Annotated in this window: 24 protein-coding genes; 14 read left to right on the plus strand and 10 right to left on the minus strand. The window is 70.2% G+C overall.

Annotated features, from left to right (window positions below; genetic code table 11):
• Window positions 1-11: 11 nt before the first annotated feature.
• Genes ACO1BR_RS30210 through ACO1BR_RS30220 form a run of 3 tightly spaced genes read right to left on the minus strand, consistent with a single transcriptional unit; the run spans window position 12 to window position 3,495 of the window.
• Window positions 12-362, minus strand: coding sequence for a UBP-type zinc finger domain-containing protein (locus ACO1BR_RS30210; RefSeq protein WP_426798267.1), 351 nt, complete (start codon window positions 360-362; stop codon window positions 12-14).
• Entirely contained in the window at window positions 362-1,816 is a 1,455-nt protein-coding gene (locus tag ACO1BR_RS30215; protein WP_426798268.1) for an ATP-binding protein, read from the minus strand. The genes ACO1BR_RS30210 and ACO1BR_RS30215 overlap by 1 nt, the downstream gene beginning before the upstream one ends.
• Window positions 1,813-3,495, minus strand: a complete 1,683-nt coding sequence (locus tag ACO1BR_RS30220) for an FAD-dependent oxidoreductase (RefSeq protein ID WP_426798269.1) — start codon at window positions 3,493-3,495, stop codon at window positions 1,813-1,815. Before ACO1BR_RS30220 ends, ACO1BR_RS30215 begins: the two co-directional genes overlap by 4 nt.
• A 276-nt stretch (window positions 3,496-3,771) precedes the next feature.
• Here ACO1BR_RS30220 and ACO1BR_RS30225 point away from each other — a divergent pair, with 276 nt between their 5' ends.
• Both ACO1BR_RS30225 and ACO1BR_RS30230 read left to right on the plus strand, forming a co-directional pair.
• On the plus strand, window positions 3,772-4,896 hold the full coding sequence (locus ACO1BR_RS30225; RefSeq protein ID WP_426798270.1) for a PP2C family protein-serine/threonine phosphatase: 1,125 nt from the start codon (window positions 3,772-3,774) through the stop codon (window positions 4,894-4,896).
• Window positions 4,897-5,406: 510 nt separating this feature from the next.
• The gene (locus ACO1BR_RS30230; RefSeq protein WP_426798271.1) at window positions 5,407-6,621 is read left to right on the plus strand and encodes a molybdopterin molybdotransferase MoeA; all 1,215 of its coding nucleotides are present in this window, start codon (window positions 5,407-5,409) and stop codon (window positions 6,619-6,621) included.
• A 133-nt stretch (window positions 6,622-6,754) separates the two neighbouring features.
• Here ACO1BR_RS30230 and ACO1BR_RS30235 read toward each other — a convergent pair whose 3' ends face one another.
• Complete coding sequence (locus ACO1BR_RS30235; RefSeq protein WP_426798272.1) at window positions 6,755-7,531, minus strand: SDR family oxidoreductase; 777 nt, start codon at window positions 7,529-7,531, stop codon at window positions 6,755-6,757.
• Window positions 7,532-7,859: 328 nt separating this feature from the next.
• On the opposite strand from ACO1BR_RS30235, the gene ACO1BR_RS30240 reads away from it, so the two are divergent.
• Window positions 7,860-8,381, plus strand: coding sequence for a nuclear transport factor 2 family protein (locus ACO1BR_RS30240; RefSeq protein ID WP_426798273.1), 522 nt, complete (start codon window positions 7,860-7,862; stop codon window positions 8,379-8,381).
• Between the two features lie 106 nt (window positions 8,382-8,487).
• Here the strand turns inward: ACO1BR_RS30240 and ACO1BR_RS30245 are convergent, their stop codons facing one another.
• Window positions 8,488-9,093, minus strand: a complete 606-nt coding sequence (locus tag ACO1BR_RS30245) for a DJ-1/PfpI family protein (protein ID WP_426798274.1) — start codon at window positions 9,091-9,093, stop codon at window positions 8,488-8,490.
• Entirely contained in the window at window positions 9,090-10,061 is a 972-nt protein-coding gene (locus ACO1BR_RS30250; protein ID WP_426798275.1) for a GlxA family transcriptional regulator, read from the minus strand. Before ACO1BR_RS30250 ends, ACO1BR_RS30245 begins: the two co-directional genes overlap by 4 nt.
• A 500-nt stretch (window positions 10,062-10,561) precedes the next feature.
• On the opposite strand from ACO1BR_RS30250, the gene ACO1BR_RS30255 reads away from it, so the two are divergent.
• The 4 genes from ACO1BR_RS30255 to ACO1BR_RS30270 all read left to right on the plus strand — a co-directional run bounded on the left by ACO1BR_RS30255 (window position 10,562) and on the right by ACO1BR_RS30270 (window position 12,807).
• The gene (locus tag ACO1BR_RS30255) at window positions 10,562-11,263 is read left to right on the plus strand and encodes a hypothetical protein (protein ID WP_426798276.1); all 702 of its coding nucleotides are present in this window, start codon (window positions 10,562-10,564) and stop codon (window positions 11,261-11,263) included.
• Window positions 11,264-11,319: 56 nt separating this feature from the next.
• Window positions 11,320-11,445, plus strand: a complete 126-nt coding sequence (locus ACO1BR_RS30260) for a hypothetical protein (protein WP_426798277.1) — start codon at window positions 11,320-11,322, stop codon at window positions 11,443-11,445.
• Between the two features lie 119 nt (window positions 11,446-11,564).
• Complete coding sequence (locus ACO1BR_RS30265) at window positions 11,565-12,203, plus strand: ClpP family protease (RefSeq protein WP_426798278.1); 639 nt, start codon at window positions 11,565-11,567, stop codon at window positions 12,201-12,203.
• Window position 12,204: 1 nt separating this feature from the next.
• Window positions 12,205-12,807, plus strand: coding sequence for a ClpP family protease (locus tag ACO1BR_RS30270; RefSeq protein ID WP_426798279.1), 603 nt, complete (start codon window positions 12,205-12,207; stop codon window positions 12,805-12,807).
• Between the two features lie 80 nt (window positions 12,808-12,887).
• Here the strand turns inward: ACO1BR_RS30270 and ACO1BR_RS30275 are convergent, their stop codons facing one another.
• On the minus strand, window positions 12,888-13,319 hold the full coding sequence (locus ACO1BR_RS30275) for a helix-turn-helix domain-containing protein (protein WP_426798280.1): 432 nt from the start codon (window positions 13,317-13,319) through the stop codon (window positions 12,888-12,890).
• 342 nt (window positions 13,320-13,661) lie between these two features.
• On the minus strand, window positions 13,662-14,561 hold the full coding sequence (locus ACO1BR_RS30280; protein WP_426798281.1) for a helix-turn-helix transcriptional regulator: 900 nt from the start codon (window positions 14,559-14,561) through the stop codon (window positions 13,662-13,664).
• 87 nt (window positions 14,562-14,648) lie between these two features.
• Between ACO1BR_RS30280 and ACO1BR_RS30285 the strand changes: the two genes are divergently transcribed.
• Together ACO1BR_RS30285 and ACO1BR_RS30290 are read left to right on the plus strand one after the other, a co-directional pair.
• The gene (locus ACO1BR_RS30285) at window positions 14,649-15,440 is read left to right on the plus strand and encodes an SDR family NAD(P)-dependent oxidoreductase (protein WP_426798282.1); all 792 of its coding nucleotides are present in this window, start codon (window positions 14,649-14,651) and stop codon (window positions 15,438-15,440) included.
• Between the two features lie 168 nt (window positions 15,441-15,608).
• The gene (locus ACO1BR_RS30290; RefSeq protein ID WP_426798283.1) at window positions 15,609-16,277 is read left to right on the plus strand and encodes a class I SAM-dependent methyltransferase; all 669 of its coding nucleotides are present in this window, start codon (window positions 15,609-15,611) and stop codon (window positions 16,275-16,277) included.
• A 136-nt stretch (window positions 16,278-16,413) separates the two neighbouring features.
• On the opposite strand, the gene ACO1BR_RS30295 is transcribed toward ACO1BR_RS30290, so the two are convergent.
• Window positions 16,414-17,220, minus strand: a complete 807-nt coding sequence (locus ACO1BR_RS30295) for an alpha/beta fold hydrolase (protein ID WP_426798284.1) — start codon at window positions 17,218-17,220, stop codon at window positions 16,414-16,416.
• 63 nt (window positions 17,221-17,283) lie between these two features.
• Here ACO1BR_RS30295 and ACO1BR_RS30300 point away from each other — a divergent pair, with 63 nt between their 5' ends.
• A complete protein-coding gene (locus tag ACO1BR_RS30300; protein ID WP_426798285.1) occupies window positions 17,284-17,703 on the plus strand; it encodes a MarR family winged helix-turn-helix transcriptional regulator in 420 nt (139 codons plus the stop codon).
• 405 nt (window positions 17,704-18,108) lie between these two features.
• A complete protein-coding gene (locus tag ACO1BR_RS30305; RefSeq protein WP_426798286.1) occupies window positions 18,109-19,758 on the plus strand; it encodes an allantoin permease in 1,650 nt (549 codons plus the stop codon).
• A 96-nt stretch (window positions 19,759-19,854) separates the two neighbouring features.
• Here the strand turns inward: ACO1BR_RS30305 and ACO1BR_RS30310 are convergent, their stop codons facing one another.
• Complete coding sequence (locus ACO1BR_RS30310; protein ID WP_426798287.1) at window positions 19,855-21,141, minus strand: ATP-binding protein; 1,287 nt, start codon at window positions 21,139-21,141, stop codon at window positions 19,855-19,857.
• Between the two features lie 306 nt (window positions 21,142-21,447).
• Here ACO1BR_RS30310 and ACO1BR_RS30315 point away from each other — a divergent pair, with 306 nt between their 5' ends.
• The 3 genes from ACO1BR_RS30315 (at window position 21,448) to ACO1BR_RS30325 (ending at window position 24,418) form a co-directional block, all read left to right on the plus strand.
• Entirely contained in the window at window positions 21,448-21,981 is a 534-nt protein-coding gene (locus ACO1BR_RS30315; RefSeq protein WP_159506429.1) for a hypothetical protein, read from the plus strand.
• Between the two features lie 69 nt (window positions 21,982-22,050).
• Complete coding sequence (locus tag ACO1BR_RS30320) at window positions 22,051-23,061, plus strand: hypothetical protein (protein ID WP_426798288.1); 1,011 nt, start codon at window positions 22,051-22,053, stop codon at window positions 23,059-23,061.
• A 22-nt stretch (window positions 23,062-23,083) separates the two neighbouring features.
• Entirely contained in the window at window positions 23,084-24,418 is a 1,335-nt protein-coding gene (locus ACO1BR_RS30325; RefSeq protein ID WP_426798289.1) for a Dyp-type peroxidase, read from the plus strand.
• Window positions 24,419-24,556 lie beyond the last annotated feature (138 nt).

The following is a 24,556-nucleotide window of genomic DNA, read 5'->3' on the forward strand; positions in this document are numbered from 1 at the left end:
TCGGGGCCCGCCTATCCCAGGCGGTCGGCCCAGTCCGCCGGGACTCGTCCCGCGGGGCCGGGGGTGGGCTGGTCGGCAGGGTGGCTCTCGGGGGGAGCCAGGGGCGGGCCCGAGTCGGACATCTGCGAGGTCTCGTAATCGTAGAACCAGGTCTCGCCCGGTTCGAAGCTGCGGATCAGCGGGTGCCGGGTGTCCCGGGCATGTGCCGTCGCGTGCTTGGCGGGCGAGTCGTCGCAACAGCCGATGTGGCCGCACTGTGCGCACCGTCGGAGGTGGAACCACCAGCCACCGCTGGCGTCGCACTCGGCGCATCCGGTTCCGCTGGGTGGGACCGCGGGGTCGATCCCGTGCGGTGAACTCATCAGGACTCCTGTGGGGAACTGGGGTCGGCGGAGGCCAGCGGCAGGCGTACCTGGAAGCGGGTGTCGCCGGGGACGGACTGGAACCTGAGGTCCCCGTTGTGTTTGTTGACGATGATGCGCCAGGAGATGTCCAGACCGAGACCTGTCCCTTCGCCCACCGGTTTGGTGGTGAAGAAGGGATCGAAGACGCGGTCCCGGATCTCCGCGGGGACTCCGGGACCGGTGTCGCGGAATTCGACGAGCAGATGGTCTCCGTCGCGAGCGGTCCGCACGGTCAACGTGCCGCCGGCGTCCGTACTGTTCATCGCCGCGGCGGCGTTGTCGATCAGATTCGTCCATACCTGGTTGAGTTCGCCGGGGTAGGCCGGGATCTTCGGCAGGCTCCGGTCGTATTCCCTGACGACGGTGATGCGCGGGCCGATCTTCGCGGAGACCATCAGCAGGGTGCTGTCCAGCAGTTCATGGATATCGGTGACCTGGTAGGGCGCTCGGTCGAGTTGCGAGTACTGCTTGGCTGCCGTGACGAGGGCCGAGACGCGGGTGGTTGACTCCTCGATCTCGTTCATCAGCAGTTCTGTCTCCACGGTGTAGTTGAGCCACCGCACGGCCCCTTCGAGGGTGTCGTCGTCCACGGCTGCGGTGACCTGGTCCAGCCAGTCGGTGTCCAGGCCGGCCTGCACGAAGGTCGGCGCGAGCTGCCAGCCGTCCGCGATGCCGTGGTCGTCGAGCCAGTCGGAGAGGGTGTCCTCCCGGTCCGCGGCTTCCAGCGCGCTCAGGTCGGTGGCCTTGGCGACGCGCTCGGCCGTGCGTTCCTGGATGTCGACGAGCGTCTCCAGGGCGTCGCGCCGGTACGGGTGTGCCGCGATGATGCCGAGCTTGTGGCGCATTCCGGCGACCCTCTCGCGGAGCGCGGAGGTGGCGCGCACGGCCGCGGCGGCCGGATTGTTCAGCTCGTGGGTCAGTCCGGCGGACAGCGACCCGAGAGCCAGGAGCCGCTCCCGCTGGCCGACCGCCTCCTGGGCGCTCTTGACCCCGAAGAAAAGACCTTCCAACAGGTGCACGGCCATGGGGAACCACTCACGCATGATCGCTGCGAAGGTCTCCGCGGGCAGCACGAAGAAGCTGGTGGGCTCAAGGACGCGGAGCGAGCTGTTGTACACCTGCCGCAGGCGGTCTCCCAGGTATGCCTGGAAGGCTCCCGCGTACACCCCGCGGCTGGAGCTCCGGTTGGTCTCCACCTCGTAGTCCCCGATCCGGCGCGAGAGGACCAGGGTTCCTTCGAGCAGCACGTAGAAGCACGTGGCCGGGTCGCCCTCCTCGTACACGGGCCCGGGTGCGAACTCCTCCACCCGGCCTTCGCGGCAGAGCCGGGCGAGCTGCTCGGGGGCGAGCTTCTCGAACAGGAACAGCGAGCCGAGTTCTTCCTGGCTGCACGGCATCGGCCGACCGCTCATGACTGCTCCAGGTATCGGTGGACGAGCAGGACCGCCATGGCTCCCTCGCCTACTGCGGAAGCGACACGCTTGGCGGACTCGGCGCGGGCGTCCCCCGCGACGAACACGCCCGGGACGTTGGTTTCCAGGTGGTAGGGCGGCCGGTCCAACTCCCAACCGGCGGGCGAGCGTCCGTCGTTGGTCAGATCGGGGCCGGTCAGGATGAAGCCGCGGGAGTCCCGGAGCACCGTGCCCTCCAACCAGTCCGTCCGCGGGACCGCGCCGATGAAGACGAACATCCACTGGGCGTCGACGAGTTCGGTGTGGCCGGTCGATGTGTCACGGACGGTGATCTGTTCCAGATGACCCGCCCCGTGGGCGGAGTCGACGACCGTGTTGGCGCGCACAAAGATCGTGGGCGTCTCGTCGACCTGCTGGACGAGGTAGTGGGACATCGACGTGGCCAAGGACGGCTCACGCACCAGCACGGTGACCGACTTGGCGCTCCGGGCGAGGTGGATTGCGGCCTGGCCGGCGGAGTTCGCGCCGCCGACGATGTACACGTCCTGGTCCTGGCAGGCAGCCGCTTCGGTCAGGGCCGAGCCGTAGAACACTCCGCAGCCGGTCAGCTCGGACACGTGGGGTGCCTCCAGTTGCCGGTACGACACGCCGGTCGCGAGAATCACGGCGTGCGCGGCGACGGCGGAGCCGTCCGAGAACCGGACGACGCGCGACGCCCCGTTGATTTCCAGTGCGGTCACCTCGCGCGCGGTCAGTATTTCGGCACCGAACTTCGACGCCTGACGCCGGGCCCGGTCGGTGAGCTGTGCCCCGGAGACTCCGTCCGGAAAGCCGAGGTAGTTCTCGATGCGCGAGCTCTGGCCTGCTTGGCCTCCGGTCGCGGAGCGTTCCACGAGGACGGTCCGCAGACCTTCGGAGGCGCCGTACACCGCCGCACCCAATCCGGCGGGCCCGCCGCCGATGATGACGAGGTCGTAGAAGTCGGTTGCCGGTGTCGTCGCGAGGCCGACCCGGGCGGCGAGTTCCCGGTCCTCCGGCTCGACGAGGGCTGTGCCGTCCGGGGGGATCACCAGCGGGAGCCGCATCCCCTCCTCCCCCGCCGCGCACAGCAGCCGCCGGCCTTCCGGCTCCTCGGACGAGTACCAGCGGTAGGGCACCTGGTTGCGGGCCAGGAATTCCCGCACCGCCGAGGAGCGCGCCGACCAGCGGTGTCCGACGACCTTGGTGACGGTCACCGGCGGGTGGTCGGTGGCCCGCCAGACCGACAGGAGATCGTCGAGGACGGGGTAGAGCTTCTCCTCGGGCGGCTCCCAGGGCTTGAGGAGGTAGTGGTCGAGGTCGACGACGTTGATCGCGTCGATGGCCGCTCCGGTGTCCGCGTACGCGGTCAGCAGCACCCGCCGGGCGCCGGGATGGATGTCGAGAGCCTGCTCCAGGAATTCGATGCCGTTCATCTCCGGCATCCGGTAGTCGGCGACGATCACCGCTACGGGGGCGCCGCGCAGCTTCAGCTCGCGCAGCGCGTCAAGGGCGGACGCGCCGGACTCCGCGCGGACGATGCGGTACGACGCACCGTACTGGCGCCGTAGATCGCGGGCGACAGCACGGGACACGCCCGGGTCGTCGTCCACGGTCAGGATGACGGTCCGCGCCGGACTGGCAGCCTGTTCTCTAGGCATCCCGTCCCCGGTCGATTGCCCTTCCGCACCCAGTTGGTGTGCCTGTCCGGCACACCGGTGCGGCAGCAGTACCCATTTTATGGGTGGCTGTCAGCGTCTGCTACGCAAGGTCGTGATTGCCGCATGCTGCCGGGTGTCTCCTGTCGCATCCGCGGGGCTTCGGCCGGCCGGCAGCCCCGCCAGGCACTGCCGGCCGAGTGGGCCACCGCTGCCGGCCATGCCTGGTAGGGGCACTTCGGCGCAGCCTGTGGCGCTGGCATCGTGCACATTGGAGACATGCAGAGCGGTCACCTGGGGCGGCACCTCGCCCGGATTGAGCAGTCGTGGCGTTCCCACCGTGCGCTGGTGGGCATTCCCCTTGGGCTGATCATTGTGATCACCGTGGTGGACCTGCGATCTCCGCAGTACGTCCATCTCGGCCCCTTGCTGGTCATCGCGCCTGCCATCACCGCGTCCTTCAGCGGCCCGCGGACCACCGGTTTGATCGGCGCGTTGGCGGTGGCCGCCCAGGTCGTGATCGCCGTGTTCCATGGCGGGCTGACCACCACCAACCACGTGGCGCAGATCATCGCGCTCACCGTGCTCTCGGTCTTCGTCGTCCTCGTCTGCCTGCTCCGGGACCGTCGTAAGCGGGAGCTGGCCCAGGTGCGGTCGGTCTCGGAGGCCGCACAGCGGGCCCTGCTGCGCCCGGTGCCGCACCGGCTCGGCCCGCTGCGGTTCGGCTCCTCGTACCTGGCCGCCGAGAAGGAGGCGTGTATCGGCGGTGATCTGTACGCGGTGACCCGCACCGATTCCGGCACCCGCGTGATCATCGGGGACGTACGGGGCAAGGGCCTGGCCTCGGTCGGCGAGGCGGCCACCCTGCTCGGAGCCTTCCAGGAGGCCGCCCACCACCACACCACGCTGCCGGCCCTCGCTTCTGCCCTGGACAGCAGCGTCTGCCGTTACCTGACCCATCTTCCCGAGGCGGACCCGGAAGCGCCTGAACACTTCATCACCGCGCTGTTGCTGGAGATCCCCGACCACGAGCCGGTGGCCCGCATGACGCATTGTGGTCACCCGCCGCCCCTGCTCGTCAGCCACGGCGGCGTCACCACAGCCGAGAGCACCCGGCCCGCACCCCCACTGGGCATGTGCGGCCTCGTCCCGGACCTTTACACCCTGCACGAATTCGCCTTCCGAACGGGTGACACGCTCCTGCTCTACACCGACGGCGTCATCGAGGCCCGCGACCGCAACAACGCCTTCTACCCACTGACCGAGCGCGTCGCTCAATGGACCAGGAGCAGTCCGGACTCCCTCGTCCAGAACATCCAGCGGGACCTCCTCGCCCATACAGAAGGCTCCCTCGGCGACGACGCCGCCCTCCTCGCCATCCAGCGCATGCGCCCATCGTCGTGAGGATCGCGGCCGTCCTCCTCACCTCCCGGCCGTATCGCCACACGACAGCCACCGCTTCCCTCGCAGCACGGCCGGTGCAATCGGCTGGTAGGCGAGCTGTCGGCACCACACAGGCCCAGGTGCCTGCCGACTCCGTTCCGTGGTGATCGAGCACCGCGGCGAAGTCGGGTTGTCTCCATCCGGGGCGACGGCCGTGACGGGGTGCCTGACGCCGCCGGTGACGAAGCGGTCCCGTGCGTGATCCGCCCGATCGTTGCGCGGCCGACCCCGTAAGCGACGACAGCCCGCCGAGGGAGGCGGAGGCATCGGCCCGGTCGCCTCATCGCCCCTCTGGCTGACGATCTCCCTTTTTTACCCCACGTCACACACGAGGGCCGCGCACCGTGCGTGCGCGGCCCTCGGCGCGGACGGGAGGTTCACAGGCACCCGACGCCGTGCGTGAGCGAATCGGAGTGCAACGGCAACCCTCCCGGCAGCAGCCGGAAATGCCGCCGTTCGACAGTCGTGTGCATGCCTCCGACGACCGCTGTCGCCCCGCCCGCCCCGATGCCGCGAACGGCACAGTCACTGCGGGCGGTGTCCTGGGCGCGAGCCCGGGTCCTGGCGCACGCCGCGCCCACGGCTTCGACCGCCCGTACGGTGGCGCTGGCCGATGCCGTCGGGCTGGCACTGGCCGAGGATCTCCGCACCCGCCATCCGCTTCCGGCGTTCGACACCGCCGCGATGGACGGCTACGCGGTGGCAGGTGCAGGGCCCTGGCGCGTGCGCGGGACCGTCCGTGCCGGCAGTGCCTGGGGCGGCGGCCTGCGGGCCGGGGAAGGCGTTGAGATATCCACGGGGGGTCAGGTCCCCTCAGGGGCAAGTGCGGTGCTGCCGCTGGAACTTGCGGTATGCGACGGCGACCGGGTCTCCGGCCCTCTCCTGCCGACGGGCCGCCACATCCGGCGAGCCGGCGAGGACGCACCGGCGGGCAGTTCCCTGGCCCCGGCAGGCACCCGGATCGGTCCGGCACTGCTCGGCCTGGCCGCGTCCTGCGGCCAGGACGACCTGGTGGTGCGGACGCGCCCCCGCGTCGGGGTACTGGTGACCGGGGACGAGCTGGACCACACCGGCCAACCAGGCCCCGGGCGGGTGCGGGACGCCCTCGGACCACTGCTTCCGGACCTGGTCACCGCGCTCGGCGGCGAGACCCGCCCGGTGCGGCACGTCCCCGACCGGCCGACAGGGCTGCTGGCCGAGGCGGTACACGCGATGCGGGACACGGACATCGTCGTGGTCACGGGCTCCACATCCGTCGGGGCCACCGACCAGCTGCGCCGGCTGCTGGCCGACGCCGGGGCCCGGATGGTCGTCGACACGGTCGCCTGCCGGCCCGGACACCCGATGCTGCTGGCCGAACTCCCCGCCGGGCACTGGCTGGTGGGGTTGCCGGGGAACCCGTACGCGGCTCTGGTCGCCGCCCACACCCTCCTCGGTCCGCTGATCGCCGGGCTGTGCGGCCGCGGCCTCGGTCCCCTACCGCACGCCCCCGTCAGGGGGAGCCTGCAGCCCGCCCCGGACCTCACGCGACTGGTACCCGTCTCCTGGAACGGGGCCGAGGCCCGGATCATCGGAGGGCACCGCTCGGCCTTCCTCCAGGGAGCCGCCGTCGGCGACGCGCTCGCCGCGATCACCCCCGGATGGACGGACGGCAGCCCGGCACCACTGGTCCCGCTGGCCGGATGACGACGACCGGCAGGTCAGCCGGCGGTGCGGCGGCGGACGGTGTCCGGGAGGGTTTCGCTGCGCCAGGCCGCGCGCTGGTCGTACGCGGGTGCGACGTCGGCGCCGGCCCTACGACGATCCTGGGCGCGGTGGCTCAGGGCTGGCCGGTGGGGATGACGGCGATGTCGGGGAGGCTGACGTGCGGGGGGCGGCTGGTGACGTAGGCGATGAGGTCGGCGACGTCGTCGGCGGACAGAACCCGGTTCGAGGCCAGGAGCCGGTCGCGCCACTGGACGGCGTCGGGGTCGGTGAGCTGCTGGCCTGACATATCGGTCTGCACGAGGCCGGGTGCGACGGTGGTGACCCGTACGCCGAGGGGCCCGACCTCCTGGCGCAGATTGCGGGCGAAATGGTCGACGGCGGCCTTGGTGGCGGCGTAAACGCTCGCCGCGGGGAACGGGACACGGCCGGCGACCGACGAGAGGGCGAGCAGGTCGGCGGGGCCACCGGCCTCGGCAGCGGACACCAGGGACGGCAGGAAGGCGTGCACGGTGCGCAGTACCCCCTGGAAATTGGTGTCGATCTCGCGCCACCAGTTGTCGGGATCGGCCTCCAGGACCCGCTTGTTGGTCATGATGCCGGCGGCGGCCACGACCAGGTCGACGGTGCCGTAGGTCTCGGTCACCTGGAGGGCGCCACTGTCGAGCGACGTGGAGTCAGTGACGTCCACGGCCGCCGCCAGGGCTTCCCCGCCGTCTTTCACGATCTTCTGAGCCAGGTCTTCGAGCCGGTCCACGCGACGGGCCAGCAGTGCCACCCGCGCTCCGTCGGCGGCGAGTCTTCGGGCGGTGGCGGCGCCGATGCCGCTGGCCGCGCCGGTGATCACCGCAGTCCGTCCGGCCAGCGGCCGGGAGTGCTGCTGCTCGGTCATGATGACACCTCCTGATCACACCCTGCTGAAATTCCTGGCCCCCGGTACGGGCCCGTGCGGGGGTGGGTCGGCACTGCCGTCTCCCTCGCGGTGGCCTCGCCCTCTTGGTGGGGACAGGCTCCGCGAGGGGCCCTTTCCGTGCGGGAAGTCCCCGCTCCGGCCCGGGGTGCGTACCAGCGAGTCTGCGCACCCCGGCGGCAGCCGCCCAGGCTCCGCCGGGAATGCCCTCACTGCTACCGGCCTGATTGGTGACAGGCTCCGCGAGGGGCAGCGGGCGCGTACCGCACCACACGATCAACCCGCACATAATGGACATTATGAGTGATCAGTGATCGTTCAGCGCTGGGGGGAATGCCGCACTGCTGGCGAAGAGGCTCGCCGAGCGGGGGCTGAGCGCCCGCACCGGGGCCCGCCACGGCGCGCGCTGGACCCGTTCTTCCGGATCATCCGGAAGGGCCTCACGGGCCTCGTCGACGGGGAGCACTTCTTCGACCTGCTGGCCGAGGACATCGTCATCGAGTACGTGGTTTCCGTCCCCGGCTACCCGCGCAGAGTCCAGGGGCGTCGCGCCGTGGCCGACCTGTGCCGCGGCTACGGCGACGCCATGTCCCTGGAACGCGCGGACGAGTTGACCGTCCACCACGACCCCCACACGTCCGTGGTCGTACTGGAATACGCCGTGCACGGGCGGGCGGTCCACACGGGCCGTGCCGACGACAACCACTTCGTCTCCGTGATCACCGTCAAGGACCGCCAGGTGGCGCACTGGCGCGACTACCTCGACCCCGTCGCCGTCTTCCGAGCCCTCGGATGGCCGGCAGAGCCTCGCCAGCACGACGCCACCAGCTGACGTCGACAGCCCACCCGGCATCACGCTGAGGGGCATCCGGCGCTGCCCTCGGCCCCTGAGCCGTGGCGGCCGCCAGGCCGACACAGGTCTTCCGGCGGCCTGACCGTCATGCGGCGAACGGCTCGTCGGCGAGGTAGGGCGGGGCGGGTTCGTACTGGATGTACCGGCGGACGGCGCGGGCGTGGTCGCGGCCGTGCAGGCGGCCGATGAGCCACAGGGCCATGTCGATTCCGGCCGAGACGCCCTGGCTGGTGACCAAGTTCCCGTCGACGACATAGCGGGCGTCGCGGACCACGGTGAGGTCGCCCCTGGCCTGCAGGGTGTCCTCGAACAGGTAGTGGGTCGCGACCCGGCGGCCGCGTGCCGGACCTGCCTCGTGCAGCAGCAGGGCTCCGGTGCACACGCTGGTGGTCCAGGCGGCGTCGGCGGCGGTCTTGCGGATCCAGTCGATGAGCACGGGGTTGGACACTTCACGGCGGGTCCCGTTGCCACCCGGGACCAGCAGGACGTCCAGCGGAGGGTGGTCGTCCAGGGTGCGGTCCGGCAGGACCCGCATGCCCTTGTTGCAGCGGACGGCGCCGGGGTGTTCGGCGATGAGCAGCACGGTGTCGATGTGGTCGCGCAGCATGGAGGAGGCGGTGAACACCTCCCACGGCCCGGTGAAGTCCAGCTCCTCGGCGCCGTCGAAGGTCAGCAGGCCGTAGGTGGTCATGCGTACTCCCTGGTGGATCGGAATCGGTCGCGGTAGTCGGACGGTGCGACGCCGACGTGCCGGTGGAACGCGCGGCGCAGCGTCTCCGCGGTGCCGAAGCCGTACCGTCGTGCGAGGGTCTCCACGGGGTGGTCGCTCTCGGCGAGCGCCCGTTTCGCGGCCTCGATGCGTACGCCCTCGACATACGTCGCGGGCGGGACGCCGAGTTCGGCCGTGAACCTGCGCTGGAGATGACGGGGGCTCAGCCCGGCGCGCGAGGCGAGTTCGGTGATGCCGTGGCCGGCGCCGGGATCGGCGTGGATCGCCGTGACCACGGCACGGATGGGGTCGGTGGTCGGCTGCGTGGACCACAGCGGCACGCTGAACTGCGACTGGCTGCCGGGGCGGCGCAGAAACAGCACCATCTCCTGCGCGACGGCGTGGGCCACCTCCCGGCCCAAGTCGTCCTCCACCAAGGCGAGTGCGAGGTCCATCCCCGCCGTCACCCCGGCCGACGTCCACACCCGCCCGTCCCTGAGAAAGATCGGATCACAGTCGACGACCGCCTCGGGATGCTCCCGTATGAGCTGCTGCTCACGCGCCCAGTGGGTGGTCACCCTGCGTCCGCGGAGCAATCCCGCGGCAGCCAGCAGGAACACCCCGCTGCACACCGAGGTGACCCTGCGGGCGCTGGCCCCGGCGTCGGCGATCCAACGTGTCAGCGCGGGATCCTGCCGGGCCTGGTCGACTCCGCCTCCGCCCGCGACCACCACGGTGTCGATCCCCGCAGGGTCCACATCGGCCACGCCGAAGGGAACGTGTACCGAAAGACCACTGCCGAACCGGACCGTTCCCGGCTGCGGTGCCGTGATCTGGCAGGAGTACCCGCCGGTGTGCTTGTGAGCATGGTCGAACACCTCGTACGGGCCGAAGAGGTCGAGGGGCTGGAAACCCTCGAAGATCACAAAAACGATGCGGCGCTGCTCCACCCCTCCACCCTCCAGTCCAGGCCGGAGGGCGTCAACGACAGATACCCCACGCTTTGCGCCATGCCGGAGAACGCAACAGTGGTTACTGAGAGCGGTTGCGCCGTGGGGGGGCGCCACAGCAAGGCGTTCCGCTACCGGCCTCCCACGGCAACAGGCGGTGCCGGCAGGGCAGTTCTGGCAGGCGAGACCCACTACCGCTGACCTCGCGCGGTGTGGGTCGTCGGCGATGGTGGTGACCAGGCTGCCGAAGGCGAAGAAACAGGGGGTGCCTGGAGAGCAGACCTTGCCCTCCCGGAATGCCCCTGGTTCCCTCAAGCAGCTGCGATTTCCCCAACTGGCGGCCGCGACCTGGTTCTTCGGGTTCTCCTTCGCGTCCTTTCACTCCTCTACACCCGTGTTAGCCGGGTGTTAGCGGAGCGGCAGCCTTGCGATAGCGGCCCCGATCAAAGTGGGTGACGTACCGAGGAGACCACGACACCAACTGCCCCGGGGGACCCGAAATGAGCTCCAGCACCACAGTCCGCACCGCGCGTCGCCGCACCCTGCGCGTTGCCGCCGCAGCCCTGACCGCAGCCGCCGCCCTTGTGCTGACTGCCTGCTCCGGCTCGGACGCCACCGGCACGAAGTCCGCGGGCCACACGGACATGGGCACGGCCGCCGCGGAGTCCGGTGGCGCGGGCTCCTCCGCCGGAACGCAGGGCTCCGATGCCAAGGCGGGTCCCGGCGCCAAGGCGGGCGCTGCGGGCAAGCAGTCGGGCAGCTCGCACGCCGCCACGGCCAAGACGACATCCCCGGCCCGCACCCAGCCCCTGGCGGACGGCAGCAAGGCCGAGATCTACAAGCTCGGCGCCCAGCACTACCGCGCCGAGATCGTCAGCCGCGGTTCGGTCCTGGCCACCCTGGAGACGAAGGGGCACGACGACGGCCTCGACGCCAACGACATGTTCGTCACGCTCACGCTGGACGGCCAGGTCCATTCCTGGATGGGCGGCGGACACCAGGGACCGGGCACGTTCAAGCTCGCGGGCGGCTGGACGGCCAAGGTCACGAAGATCGGCGAACTGCGGTACCGCGCGCAGATCCTCGGCAACGAGGGCTCGGTGGATGCCACGCTGGAGACGAACCAGCACGACGTCGGGCTCGACGCCAACGGCGTATACATCGTGCTCAGCACCGGCGGTGTGATCAGCGCCCACGCGTAAACGCCCGCCCAAATACGCGGTGGAGCCACCTCCGGCGGGGCGGCTCCACCGCCGCGGTGACGGAGAACATCGTGCGCCGGGCGGAGTTCGAGCGGGACGGGCACTGCGCGGCCGTGGCGGAGCCGGACCCGCTGGTGGGGGACGTACGAGCGTCCTTCCGGCAGCTGCGCGAGAAGGGCTGAGCCGTCATCTCTGCCCGTGGCGAATCTGCGGCGGGCAGAGAAACCGCATCCGGGCATCTCCCGAGGTCAAGAGTGGAGTCGACAGCATCCCTGCCTCGACAAGGAGACCAGGAGACCAGATGACTCCACTCACCACGCTCCCGCCCCGCGCGGAAGAGGGCGACACACCGCCCAGCCGCTTCGACGACCATCTCGCGGCACAGCTGCTCGCCCAGCGGATCGTCCTCCTCGGCACACAGGTCGACGACGTGTCGGCCAACCGGGTGTGCGCACAGCTGCTGCTGCTTTCGGCGGAGGACCCGCGCACCGACATCAGCCTGTACATCAACAGCCCCGGCGGGTCGGTCACCGCGGGTCTCGCCATCTACGACACCATGCGGCTCATCCCGAACGACGTCGCGACGCTGGCGATGGGGTTCGCCGCCAGTATGGGCCAGTTCCTGCTCACCGTGGGGGCGCCCGGCAAGCGGTTCGCGCTGCCGAACGCGCGGATCATGATGCACCAGCCCTCAGCCGGCATCGGTGGCACCGCCGCGGACATCGAAATCCAGGCGGAGAACCTCCAGTTCACCAAGAAGGCCGTCGAGCGGATCACCGCCGAGCACACCGGACAGAGCGAGGAGACGATCAGGCGGGACGGCGACCGGGACCGCTGGTTCACGGCCGAGCAGGCCAGGGAGTACGGGATCGTGGACCGGGTGGTGGAGTCGCTCGCCGACATCCGCCCGGCCGCGTCGCGCCGACGGATGGGGTTGTGACATGGGGTCGTACACGGTTCCCTACGTCATCGAGCGGACCGCACAGGGTGAGCGGTCCTACGACGTCTTCAGCCGGCTGCTGAACGAGCGGATCATCTTCCTCGGCACCGAGATCGACGACGGGGTCGCCAACGTGGTCATCGCGCAACTCCTGCATCTGGAGTCGGCGAGCCCGGAGCAGGAGATCTCGATCTATCTCAACTCGCCTGGCGGATCGTTCACTTCGCTGATGGCGATCTACGACACGATGACGTTCGTGCAGGCGCCGATCTCCACGTTCTGCGTCGGTCAGGCGGCGTCGACGGCGGCGGTGCTGCTGGCCGGCGGAGATCCCGGGCGACGGTTCGTGCTCCAGCACGCGCGGGTGCTGCTCGGCCAGCCGGCCAGCGGCGGCCGGCAGGGGACGGTCTCCGACCTCAGCCTCGCGGCCAAGGAGATGGCCCGCATCCGCTCGCAGGTGGAGGAGGTCCTGTCCCGGCACACACATCACGACATGGCGACGCTGCGCGCGGACCTGGACCGGGACAAGGTGCTCACCGCCGAGGAGGCCGTCGCCTACGGGGTCGCCGACGAGGTGCTGAGCCGACGGCTCGCACTCGTCTGACCCCGCGCGGCCGTGGCCGAAGGCCGGCGAGCCGGCCGGTACGGCGGTGGTGCGCCCCGTCGTACCGGCCGTCGGTTCGCTCAGGCGGCGAGGCAGAGGCCGTCGTACTGCGCCGTGGACGACGTGCGGCCCCGGCCCACCCGGCTCCGGGCGTACCGGGCCAGCTCGTCCTGGGCGAGCGAGAGCAGGTCGGAGAGGCCGAGCCCGAGGGCCTGGGCGGCGGCCGCGAGCACCTCGGAGGATGCCTCCTTGCGTCCGCGCTCCAGCTCCGACAGGTACGGCATCGAGATCCGGGCCGCCTCCGCTACGTCCTTCAACGTGCGCTCCTGGGCGAGCCGTTCGCGCCGCAGCACATCGCCGACCAGATTGCGCCACAGGGGTTCCCTGGGCGCGGGTGTCTGTGGCGCTCCCTCCGGTCGCTGCGGGGCGCGGATCGCCCCACCGGAACCGGGCGGCGCGGTCTGCGGGCGCAGGGGGATGACGCGGGCTTGGTTCGGCGCATGAGTGCTCACCCCTTCAGCCTAGGGATCCGCGGCGCCGGGGGAAGGGAGTGGCGTTCGCCCTGGGTGAAGCCGTGGGGGCGGAGTGGAGGTGTCGCGAGCCGGCGAACCTTTCCGCTCCCAGCACCCAACGGGTGCGCGGCACCGGCGAGGTGGACGTGCGGGAAGACGTGGTCCGGCAGCCCCAACGGCCTGAGATCGTCGTCGGTCCATTCCGGCAGAGGGACGTCGGTGCAACCGACCGGTCGTCCCCGAGCTGCGGAAAAGCCACCACGCGGGGCCCACTCCGTGCAAGATCATCACTTGGCGCTCAGGGCTGCCCATGGTTCCAACCGAGGGCCTGTACGCCTGACTTCACCCATGGGAGCGTGGATCAGGCCCCGACCTACTACGGCGGCCGGGCACGTCCATCTGCTGAGTGCCGACGACTGACAGCAGCCGCAGTGCCTCTGCCGAAGGCGAGCCGGGGACAGCGGTGTAGATGACGACCCGCTGGTCCCGGTCGGCGATGTCCAGGACGTCGCAGCTGACGGCGACGGGGCCGACGAGGGGGTGCTCGAAGGTCTTGCAGAGGGTGGGTCGGGTGGTCACGTCGTGGGCGGCCCAGAGCCGGGCGAACTCCTCGCTGCCGGCGAGGAGTTCCTCGACCAGACGGGTCACCTCCGGGTCGTTGGGGTAGCGAGCGGCGACCGCGCGCAGGTGCTGGGCCGAGGTCCAGGCGAACTCGTCCGCGTCCGAGACGCCGTACAGCCGTCGGCCGTGCCGGTGCGGGCCGAGGAAGGCGCGTCGGATGAGGTTCCGGTCCCGGCGCGACAGGGCCGAGAAGTCCTCCAACAGGGCGGCGGCCAGGTCGTTCCAGGCAATGACCTCGTACGTGGCGGACATGACGATCGCCGCGGCCTCCGGAAGCCGCTGCAGCAGGTCGATGATGCTCTGCCGTACTTCCCGCGAAGGCCCGGGGGGAGGGCAGGGCGGGACACCGGCGAGGAGGTGGAGGTGATCGCGCTCGGCGTCGGACAGGCGTAGCGCGCGGGCGAGTTGGGCCAGCACCTCCCGGGAGGGGTGGAGAGCGCGGGCCTGCTCCAGTCGCGTGTAGTACTCGGTCGAGATGAACGCCAGCTGCGCCACCTCCTCACGGCGCAGGCCCGGGGTGCGGCGGCGCGCCCCGGCGGGCAACCCCACGTCGGCGGGGGTGATCCGCTCGCGCCTGCTGCGCAGGAAGTCACCAAGCTCTCGTCGTACTCGTCGATCCACCTCCCCAGTGTGCGCGAGCCCCGGGGTGCCCAGCCAGGTACTGCCGGGGCCTGGATGAGCGGGGCGTTCGGGCCCAGGCTCGTCGGCATGAACAACACAGCGATCACGTCCGTCTCGACCCCAGGGCTGCTGACCGGCAAGGTCGCCTTCATCACTGGCGCCAGCCGAGGCATCGGCGCCGCGGCAGCGCGGCTGTTCGCCCGGGAGGGCGCCCGGGTTCTCCTCGCGGCCCGCACGGAGGCCAAGCTCGAAGAAGTGACCGAGGAGATCCGGACTGCCGGCGGCACCGCGGACTACGTGGTGTGCGACCTGGCCGACCCGGTCGGCGTCCGTGCCGCCGTCGACCGGAGCGTGGAACTGTACGGTCGGCTCGACGTGGCCTTCAACAACGGCGCGACAGGCCAGCCGCCCGGCCCGATGGACCAGCTGACGGAGGCCGACTTCGACCATGTCTGCGCCGTCAACCTCAAGGGACCGTGGCTGGCCATGACCGCCGAGATCGCCGCGATCCGCGCCACCGCGAAGCACGGATCCATCGTCAACACCTCCAGTGTCGGCAGCCTGATGGGCAACCCCCAACTGCCCGCGTACGGCGCTGCGAAGCGGGCGGTCAACAGCCTCACCGCGTCGGCAGCCGCCACATACGGCCCGGAAGGTATCCGCGTCAACGCCATCGCGCCGGGCACGACACTCACCGAGATGCTGCACGAGTGGGACGAGAAGTCCCCCGGGACCATCGACCAGCTCAACGCCCAGACCCCGCTGGGCCGGGCCGCCGATCCGGAAGAGATCGCCCAGGCCGCCGCCTGGCTCCTCAGCGACCGCTCCTCCTACGTCACGGGGACGGTCCTCCGGGTCGACGGCGGCATGCGAGCCTGAGAGGCGTCTGCCGTCAGGCGGAGGACGAGGTGCCGGGGGCATGAACCCGCCCTGCATCTGGGCGAGTTGCCCCGGACCGTCGACTGATCCGACCAACGCCCTCGGCATACCGACCACCGCGAGCCTGGTCGCCCCGATCCGCCCGCGGGGCCCCTATATCGTTGGCTGATGCGCGCCCACCACATCGACCGCCCAGCCGATCTCGACGTCGTCCGTGAGTCCTATGACCGCGTGGCCGACAACTACGCCCACATGGTGGTGACGACGGGAATCGGCGACATCCGTAGGCATCCGTGGCTCAAGGCGTCAATCGACGCCTTCGCCGACACCGTGGGCGAGCTGGGGCCTGTCCTCGACGTCGGCTGCGGCCCCGGAACGGTGACCGCCTACCTCGCCGAACGCGGCCTCGACGTGTCCGGGGTCGATCTCTCCCCTCGCATGATCGAGAACGCGCGCCGTCTTCATCCGCGATGCCGCTTCAGCGTCGCCTCGGCCACCGACCTCGACCTTGGTGAAGCGTCCCTTGGCGGCGTGCTCGGATGGTGGTCATTGTTCAACCTCCCCCGTGACGTCCTGCCTCAGGTGCTCGCCGTGTTCGCGCGCGCCCTGAAGCCGGGCGGACACCTCATCACCGCAACACACGTCGGCGACGAAGACGCGCTGCGCACCGAGGCGTACGGAGGCGTACCCGTTCGTTGGACGACGCACAAATGGCGGCCGGAACAACTCGTGGACCTGATCGAGCAGGCTGGACTGCACCCGGTCGCCGAACTTCGGCTCCCCGCAGACGAGCACACCGGGCCGGGTGTGGTCGTCATGGCCAGGCGACCCGACTGAGAATCAGACATCGGAAGCGGCACAGGGTCCCGTGCCGGGCAAGGCTCCTCCGCTCTGGCTGCTGCACGGGCCGTCGCCGACCCGACCTCAGCCAGGCACACCGACGACAGGCCACGGCACGGATCGGCTCCTGGCGTCAATCGGCATAGCCGGTGGCGTCGGCCCAGGCCGGGAAATACGCGTCGATCATGGCGCAGGTCGCCTTCGGCTGCTCGATCTGGGGCAGGTGGCCGGCCTCGGGGATGACCTCAAGGTGGGCGTTGGCAAAGGCGTTGGCATAGGCCGCGCCATAGGCCGGGGTGACGATGCGGTCGCTCTCTCCCCAGAGCAGGAGGGTCGGGACCCTCACGCGCCCCAGGCGGTGCAGCAGCTTGGGGTCGTGCATGTAGGGGTCGCCGGCGAGGGTGCGCAGGGTGGCCATGTCGGCCTGCCAGGCGGCGAGTTGCTCGGCGGAGGCGTCCGCGGGGTCGACGTGGTAGCGGTCGGAGTGGTGCCAGGCATGGTCGGCGAGGCCCCGGGCGTCCAGGGCGAAGACGTCGCGGATCGGCTCGTTCTCGATGTGCACGCCCACGGCGTCGATCAGGACGAGACCGGTGATGAGGTCGGCGGTGTCCCGGACGGCCATTTCGGCGGCGGCCCAGCCGCCGAACGATGACCCGATGACGAGAACGTCGCGCAGTCGGCGGTCGTGCAGATGATGGAGGTAGGTGAGGGCGAGGTCGTCGACACCGGTCAGCCATCCAGGGTGGTGGGTACCGTCCCAGCCGGGGTGCGTCGGCGTGAGGGTGAGCGCGGAGCGGGACAGGTGCTCCGCGAGTCCGGCAACCGTGGCCGGGCCTCCGCCACCGTGAAGGAGGAGGACGGGCCTGCCGGTGCCGGCCTCGGACAGGGTGAGAGGCAGGTCTGGAGAGGGATACACGGTGACCGTGCGGTGAGAGGACACGCCCCTCACGGTAACTAAACCTCTTGATATAAGCTAGCTTAGTCGTGGCCTTAAACTGGAGCCATGTACGGCGAACTTCAGACCCTCGGCAGAGCGGTCAAGCAGGCCCAGTACCGACAGCATCGCGCCCTGGAACGGCGCCTTGCGACGGTCGGTACGACCCTGGCCCAGTGGGACGCGCTGCGCGCCATCGGTAACGCGCGCGGGGCGTCCGCCCGCGCGCTGGCCGCCACGACGTTCCAGAGCGAGCAGGCATTCGGCACGCTCGCCAACCGCCTCGTCGCCCAGGGTCTGGTCGAGCGCCGGCAGGGACACGGGCGGCGGATCGAGCACCACCTCACCCCCACCGGGGAACGCGTCCTCAAGGAGGGGCACCGAGTGGCCGACGAGGTGCTGGCCTCGTGTTTCGCCGCCTTGTCCGCAGCCGACCGCGCCGCCTTGCTCGACCTGCTCCGGCGCGTCCTCGCCGACGAGGGCGTGTAGCCCGGTAACTGGCCTTTCTTCACCGGCTTGTTTCGACCCTTCACCGGTTGTTCTGGCGCCTCGTCGCCTCGTCGCCTCGACATCGACGCCGACCGAAGCCGGCTCGGGCGGCGCCCTGGTCGGCCGGGCGCCGTCCTGGAGTGAGCGGGCCGAGCCGCGTGGCGTCCGTCCGCCGGCACTGGACAACGGCCCTGAGGTGGCAGGTGAGTTCCCGGAAACGTCGCGTTCACGACGGCGGGAGCCGACGGTAACAACCGCTTCCTAGCATCACCGGCCATGGGATCAGAGCCGTGGACACGGCGGTACGCGGCGCATGACGAGCCGTCGACTCCCCCGTCCTGCCGATGACGCCAAGCGGGGTTCCCTTCACAGAGGCACCCGCACCAGCACATCGGGAGGCGCGGTATGAGTACCACCGAGTCACGGCCGCAGACGGCAGGCACGTCAAAGGCCGCGGCCGACCAGGCCGTCAAGGAGACGCTGGAGGACTACACCCTCCGTTTCGCTCCCCGCAGTTACCGCCGCTGGCGCCCCGTGGTCGTGGCGACCACGGCGCTCGGCGGAATCGCCTACATGGCCGACTTCTCCATCGGCGCCGGCATCGGCCTGGCGCACGGCACCGGCAACGCACTCGTGGCGATCACCGTCGCGGCCGTCGTCATCTTCCTCACCGGCCTCCCCCTCGCCTACTACGGCGCCCGCTACAACATCGACCTCGACCTGATCACCCGCGGCTCCGGTTTCGGCTACTACGGCTCGGTCCTCACCAGCGTCATCTTCGCCAGCTTCACCTTCATCTTCTTCGCCCTCGAAGGCTCGATCATGGCCCAGGGCCTCAAGCTCGGCCTCGGACTGCCCTTGTGGCTGGGCTACTTGGCCTCCACGCTCATGGTCATCCCCCTGGTGATCTACGGCATGAAGGCGCTCAGCAAGCTCCAGGTATGGACCACCCCGATCTGGCTGCTACTGATGATCGGCCCGCTGGTCTACCTGATCGCCGCCGACCCCGGCACGGTCGACCGCTTCCTCTCCTACGCCGGCACGGACGGCGACGGCGGCGTCAACACCGCCTCCGTGCTGCTCGGCGCCGGCGTGTGCCTCTCCCTCATCGCGCAGATCGGCGAGCAGATCGACTACCTGCGGTTCATGCCGCCCAGGACCGAGGAGAACAAGCGCAGTTGGTGGGCGGCCGTGGTCATGGCCGGCCCCGGCTGGGTGGTGCTGGGCGCGCTGAAACAGACCATCGGTGTCTTCCTCGCCGTCTACATCCTCGCCAAGGTCGGCCCGGCCACCGCGCCCGAGCCCATCCAGCAGTTCCGCGGCGCCTTCGACGCGATGATGCCGTCCTGGCTGGTCGTCCCGCTGGCCGTGGCGCTGGTGGTCATCAGCCAGATCAAGATCAACGTGACGAACGCCTACTCCGGGTCGCTGGCGTGGACCAACTCCTTCACCCGCGTCTCCAGGCACTACCCCGGTCGTATGCTCTTCGTCCTGGTCAACCTGGGTTTCGCGCTCGCCCTGATGGAAGCCGACATGTTCAGCTTCCTCAACAGCATCCTGAGCTTCTACTCGAACTGCGCGATCGCCTGGGTGGTCACCGTCGCCGCCGACATCGGCGTCAACAAGTACCTGCTCAAACTGTCCCCGCTCCAGCCGGAGTTCCGTCGCGGCATGCTGTACGCCGTCAACCCGGTCGGTGTCGTGTCCTTCGTCGCGGCCTCCGGCCTGTCGATCGCCATGTACTTCCATCTGCTGGGCGACACCCTGCAGCCGTACTCGCCCGTGGCCGCGGCCGCGATCGCCTTCGTCCTGACCCCGCTGATGGCGATCGCCACCAAGGGCAGGTACTACCTCCGTCGCACCGACGACGGCATCGACGAGCCCGTGCTGGACGCGGACGGCAACCCGAGCGCGGTCACCCTGGACTGCCACGTCTGCCACCAACCCTACGAGCGCCCGGACTTGACAGCCTGCCCCACCCACGACTCGGTCGTCTGCTCCCTGTGCCTGAGCACGGACAAGCTCGGCGACCACGTGCTGCCGGCCACCATGTAGGGCACCGCCCTGCCGCCTCGCCCTCGGCGTCCCGCGCGCGGGGGGCGCGGCGCATGGGGTCACCCCTCCACGGCGCCAGGGCCGCATCGGGGTTCCTCACACCCGGGCGGCGGTCCTGAGGTCGCGGTCGAAGGCCCGGATGTCCTCCTCGGTCAGGGACGTCCGGGTGTGCGCGATGGCCTGCAGGTAGTCGCCGGTGAGCCGGGCCGGGTCGGCGGCTTCCTGCCCGCCCGAGGCCAGGTGGCGTTCGAAGGCGCTCTGGGCTGCGGTGCGCGCCGCGTACTCGATGTCTGCCGGGGTGAAGCGGTCACTGGCTTCGACCAGCGCCTCCAACTCGATGTCGGCCGCGCGGTCGGGCCCGATGTAGCGGGTCCAGATGGCTCGTCTGGCCTGGGGGTCGGGCGGTCCGACCGGGATGAGGTAGTCGAAGCGGCCGGGGCGCAGGAAGGCCGGGTCGAGGGAGCGCACCGCGTTGGTGGCGCAGATCAGGAGCCTGCGGTCGCCGCGCCGGAACTGCGGGATGAGCTTGAGGAGTTCATTGGTGACCCGGTGTGCCAGAGTCGTCGGGTCGTGCCGCTCGGAGGCGATCTCTTCCGCCTCGTCGAAGAACAGCACGGCCTGCTCCAGGTGCTCGACGCGGGCGAACAGCCGGCGGAGCCCGGCCGCGACGCCGTGTGCGTCGTCGGCGAGTTGGTAGGGGAACACCTCGATGAACGGCCAGCGCAGGCGGGAGGCGACCGCCCGCGCGAAGGTGGTCTTGCCGGTGCCCGGCGGGCCGAAGAGCACCACCGCGCGGGGCGGCACCAGCCGGTACTGGCCGGCGACCTCGGGATGCTCCAGCGGGAGGACCAGCCGACGCTCGATCAGCGTCTTCTCGGCGCTCATTCCCGCGATGCCGTCCCAGAGGCCGTCGTCCGGCACGGCGCCGCCGAGTTGGTCGAGCAAGGTGGCTTCGGCGGAGTCCGCGGTCAGCAGTTTCTCGGCGTAGCAGAGGTCCGGCCGGCTCACGTATCCGGCGCGCGTGAACGCCTGTTGCCCGGCCTCCCCGCCCGGCAGCAGCGCCCCGATGCGGCGCACGCCGGAGTGCTCCAGCCGCTCCTCCAGGGCGGCCAGCAGTGCCTGTCCGACACCGTGCCCGCGCCACGCCCGGCCGACTGCCATCCGCAGGATCCAGGCACGCTCCTGCGTCGTCAGGGACACCGCGGCGCCGATGACCTGCTCCCCCACCACCGCCACCACGGCGGGCGCCTCGGCGTGCAGCGCGCTCACCGCCTCCGCCAGGCTCACCGCCAGGTCCCCGGTGGAATCCGGTGCCTCCTCCCAGATGCGCACCACCTGGTCCAGATCGCCTTCCTCCAGCGCACGAACCCGCCATGGGGACATTGCTCGTCACCTCTCCGGACTGATGCCGATGGACCCCCTCCGGACTGATGCCGATGGCCCTCGCTCCCCGTTCAGGCACCGCCTCTCCAATGTCCCTCGTCGAGCCGCGCGCCGCGAGGGACCGGACGGCCCTGCCGCTGCCGTCCCGTCCGGACCTCGGCCCTGGACGTCCCTCGCGTCGACCAGGCAGGTAGGCGGAAGGGTCCTCGGGACGGGACATCGGCTCCCTCCTGCTCGGCGGGCACGTTCGGTCGTCGAGTGGAACGATGGAACTGTCTCGGCCACCAGGTGGCGGGAGGAGCGGACATGGAGATCAAGCCGCAGGCCGCCGTTATCCCCAAAGAGACCGACCATCTGGAGCAGGGGAAGTACGGGCCGGTGTTCCCCAGGACTCCGGCGTGTTACGGGTTCACCATCGTCGCGCGGGTCAAGCCGGGCCGGGCCGATGCGATGCGCGAGTACGGGTACGCGCTGGCCAAGGCGCTGGAGCAGGATCCCCACCTTCTCGCCCCGTTGAAGTTGCACTATCTGCGCTGGGTGCTCTTCGACGACGACACGCGCTTCATGTACCAGGGGATCTTCGACACCGACTTCGACAAGTACACCGAGGACGCCGTCGCACTCTTCACGAAGGCCGGCGTGAGCACGGCGTTCGAGAACCTGGAGGGCTTTCCTGAGGACTGGCGGACCAACCCGGAGGCTTTCGTCAGGTTCGTGCGTGAACACCACTGCCCGAGTTTCATCGAGTACGGAGAGTATCCGTATGTGACGGCCGACGAGATCAAGAAGGCGTTGCGGATCAAGGGCGCGCTGTCGGAGATGCTCGACCAGATGCAGTGAGGGCCGGGCCGGCCCTGCAGTGGGACCGGACCGCCGCGCGGGTTCCACCGCGGATCGGAGACGACTGAGATGAGCGAGGTCAGGACGGCGCGGACCTACAACCAGAGGCACATCCCCCGCCCATACACCCCGGCCGGGCGGCGCGTGAGCATCTACGTCTCGTGGAGCTATCCGGCCGAAGCGGGCCGGAGCGCGGCGGAGTTGGACAACCGCTTCTCCACCATGACCGAGGTGCGGCGGGTGGCGTGGCCGTCCTACGAGGACCCCAAGTGGTCCGACCCGTATCGGTTCCAGCAGGGCATCGCGGGGTCACTGGAGCTGTTCTTCTGGGCCTGGGTCCCGTTCCAGGACTTCGTCGAGGAGGTCACCGGGCACCCGGTCCCGGTGTACCAGCGCATCGACCAGGCCGGTTTCCCCACCCCGCTCGACGAGCGGGTACTCGATGACACGGATGTCCTGTTCGTGTTCGGCCTGGACCACATGATCACCGAGCAGGAGGCCCGGCCTGGCGAGGTCGAGGCCCTGCGCGCCTTCCTCACCCGGGAGAACGCCCGCCTCGTCCTCGGGCCCCACCACGACGTCGGTGCATCGGACGATCCGTCGGTGCGGGACATGGAATACCGCCACCACGGCGATCCGCTGGTACCTCGTCAGCAGCGGTTCGCCACGTACGTCCGGGACGTGATGAAGGGCCTGGGCGTGCCGGTCGTCAATCGCTACGGACTGCGCCCCGCGACGGGTGCGGACGACCGGATCGCACCGCTGTCCACGGTCCGGGATCTGGACGAGAAGCGCTGGTTGCAAGGGGTCACGAACTTCAACTTCCACCTGCACCTGCCGCACTACGCCGTGACGACCGACGAGCCGAAGGGCATCCACGTACTGGCGCGGCAGCCGATCGACATGTCCAGGCCGCATCCCTTCGTCGAGGACGGGAACACCGAGTTCAACATGTTCCTGTGGATGCCCCCGAGCGGTGATCGGGCGGGTGACGTACTGCTCGCCGATTCGACGATCTTCAGCGCGCTGTTCGGCGCCGACGAGAGCCTGCGGAATTTCTGGCGGAACCTCGTCTCGTAGCCATGCCGCAGGGAGGCCGGCCGTGAGCGTGCCCACGGAAGTCACACTGGAACTCGACGACATTCAGCGTGGGGTCCTCAGCCCGAGGCCGACCCCCTACGCGGCGACGTACCTGGTCTTCCGCATCGACGACCCGTCTCAGGGGCGGGAGTTGATGCGGCGGGTGAGCGCGGTGGTGACCTCTGCCGCCGACCCGCCGAGCCCCCTCGGCGACGCCTGGGTCAGTGCCGCCGTCACCTGTTGGGGCCTGGAGGCCCTGGGAGTGCCGCGCGCCTCGCTGGACACGTTCGCGTGGGAGTTCCGGCAAGGCATGGCAGCGCGCGCCACAGCGCTGCGCGACGTGGGCGAAAGCAGCCCGGAGACCTGGGAAGCACCGCTTGGCACGCCCGACGTCCACGTGGTGATCACAGCGGTCGCACCCGACCCCCTGCGCCTGGCGGCGGCCGTGGAGCACGCCCGGCCCGCCTACGACCGCCTTCCCGGTGTGACCGCGATCTGGCGGCAGGACTGCTACGCGTTGCCCACCGAGACCGAGCACTTCGGCTATCGCGACGGTGTCAGCCATCCGGCCGTCGAGGGCAGTGGCATCCCTGGATCCAACCAGCTGGAAGTACCCCTGAAGGGCGGTGAGTTCGTCCTCGGCTATCCGGACGAGATCGGCGGCGTACAGACTCCGCAGCCGACCGCCCTCGGGCGCAACGGCAGTTACGCGGTCTTCCGTAAACTCCACCAGAAGGTCGCCGAATTCAGGCGCTACCTGAGGGACAACTCCACCGGCCCCCTGGACGAAGAACTGATCGCGGCGAAGATCATGGGCCGCTGGCGCAGCGGAGCCCCCCTGGCACTCGCCCCGGAGAGCGACGCCCCCGAGCTCGGGGCCGACCCGCACCGCCGCAATACGTTCCTGTACGAGCGGGACGATCCGGCCGGCTTCGTCACGCCCGGTGGCTGTCACATCCGGCGAGCCAACCCCCGCGACTCCTCGGTGGCCGGAGAGGTGCGGCTGCACCGCATGATCAGACGTGGCGCCGTTTACGGCCCACCGCTGCCCGACGGGGTCATGGAAGACGACGGAGCCGACCGCGGACTGATGTTCGCGTTCATCGGCGCCCATCTGGGGCGGCAGTTCGAGTTCGTCCAGTCGGAATGGATGAACGACGGCGTCTTCTTCGGTGCGGGCAACGTCAAGGACCCCGTCACCGGATCCCATGAAGGCGACACCGGTCACACCATTCCCCGGCGGCCACTGCGCCGCCGCCTTGCGCCCCTGCCTCGGTTCGTCGTCACCCGGGGCGGCGAGTACTGCTTCCTGCCGAGCCTGAGCGCCCTGCGCTGGCTCGGTGATCTCCGCGAGTGACAGGGCGACGACGCGGGCCGTGGCAGCGCTCCAACGAGCCGTGACCACAGCGGTGTTCAGGGGCTGACGCAGACCGGACCAGCGCCCGGACGGGGCCACCGGTTGCGGAACGACGGACCCGTCACCGGGATTCCGCCC

Origin of the sequence: Streptomyces sp. YGL11-2, assembly GCF_050054615.1 — a bacterium.
Classification (GTDB): Bacteria; Actinomycetota; Actinomycetes; order Streptomycetales; family Streptomycetaceae; genus Streptomyces.

Coding starts and splice junctions, on each gene's coding strand:
- ACO1BR_RS30235 (WP_426798272.1), bottom strand. CDS start 7,531: ATGACCGAGCAGCAGCACTCCCGGCCGCTGGCCGGACGGACTGCGGTG.
- ACO1BR_RS30300 (WP_426798285.1), top strand. CDS start 17,284: ATGTACGGCGAACTTCAGACCCTCGGCAGAGCGGTCAAGCAGGCCCAG.
- ACO1BR_RS30320 (WP_426798288.1), top strand. CDS start 22,051: ATGAGCGAGGTCAGGACGGCGCGGACCTACAACCAGAGGCACATCCCC.
- ACO1BR_RS30255 (WP_426798276.1), top strand. CDS start 10,562: ATGAGCTCCAGCACCACAGTCCGCACCGCGCGTCGCCGCACCCTGCGC.
- ACO1BR_RS30230 (WP_426798271.1), top strand. CDS start 5,407: ATGCCTCCGACGACCGCTGTCGCCCCGCCCGCCCCGATGCCGCGAACG.
- ACO1BR_RS30270 (WP_426798279.1), top strand. CDS start 12,205: ATGGGGTCGTACACGGTTCCCTACGTCATCGAGCGGACCGCACAGGGT.
- ACO1BR_RS30305 (WP_426798286.1), top strand. CDS start 18,109: ATGAGTACCACCGAGTCACGGCCGCAGACGGCAGGCACGTCAAAGGCC.
- ACO1BR_RS30225 (WP_426798270.1), top strand. CDS start 3,772: ATGCAGAGCGGTCACCTGGGGCGGCACCTCGCCCGGATTGAGCAGTCG.
- ACO1BR_RS30315 (WP_159506429.1), top strand. CDS start 21,448: ATGGAGATCAAGCCGCAGGCCGCCGTTATCCCCAAAGAGACCGACCAT.
- ACO1BR_RS30210 (WP_426798267.1), bottom strand. CDS start 362: ATGAGTTCACCGCACGGGATCGACCCCGCGGTCCCACCCAGCGGAACC.
- ACO1BR_RS30285 (WP_426798282.1), top strand. CDS start 14,649: ATGAACAACACAGCGATCACGTCCGTCTCGACCCCAGGGCTGCTGACC.
- ACO1BR_RS30265 (WP_426798278.1), top strand. CDS start 11,565: ATGACTCCACTCACCACGCTCCCGCCCCGCGCGGAAGAGGGCGACACA.
- ACO1BR_RS30245 (WP_426798274.1), bottom strand. CDS start 9,093: ATGACCACCTACGGCCTGCTGACCTTCGACGGCGCCGAGGAGCTGGAC.
- ACO1BR_RS30310 (WP_426798287.1), bottom strand. CDS start 21,141: ATGTCCCCATGGCGGGTTCGTGCGCTGGAGGAAGGCGATCTGGACCAG.
- ACO1BR_RS30220 (WP_426798269.1), bottom strand. CDS start 3,495: ATGCCTAGAGAACAGGCTGCCAGTCCGGCGCGGACCGTCATCCTGACC.
- ACO1BR_RS30215 (WP_426798268.1), bottom strand. CDS start 1,816: ATGAGCGGTCGGCCGATGCCGTGCAGCCAGGAAGAACTCGGCTCGCTG.
- ACO1BR_RS30290 (WP_426798283.1), top strand. CDS start 15,609: ATGCGCGCCCACCACATCGACCGCCCAGCCGATCTCGACGTCGTCCGT.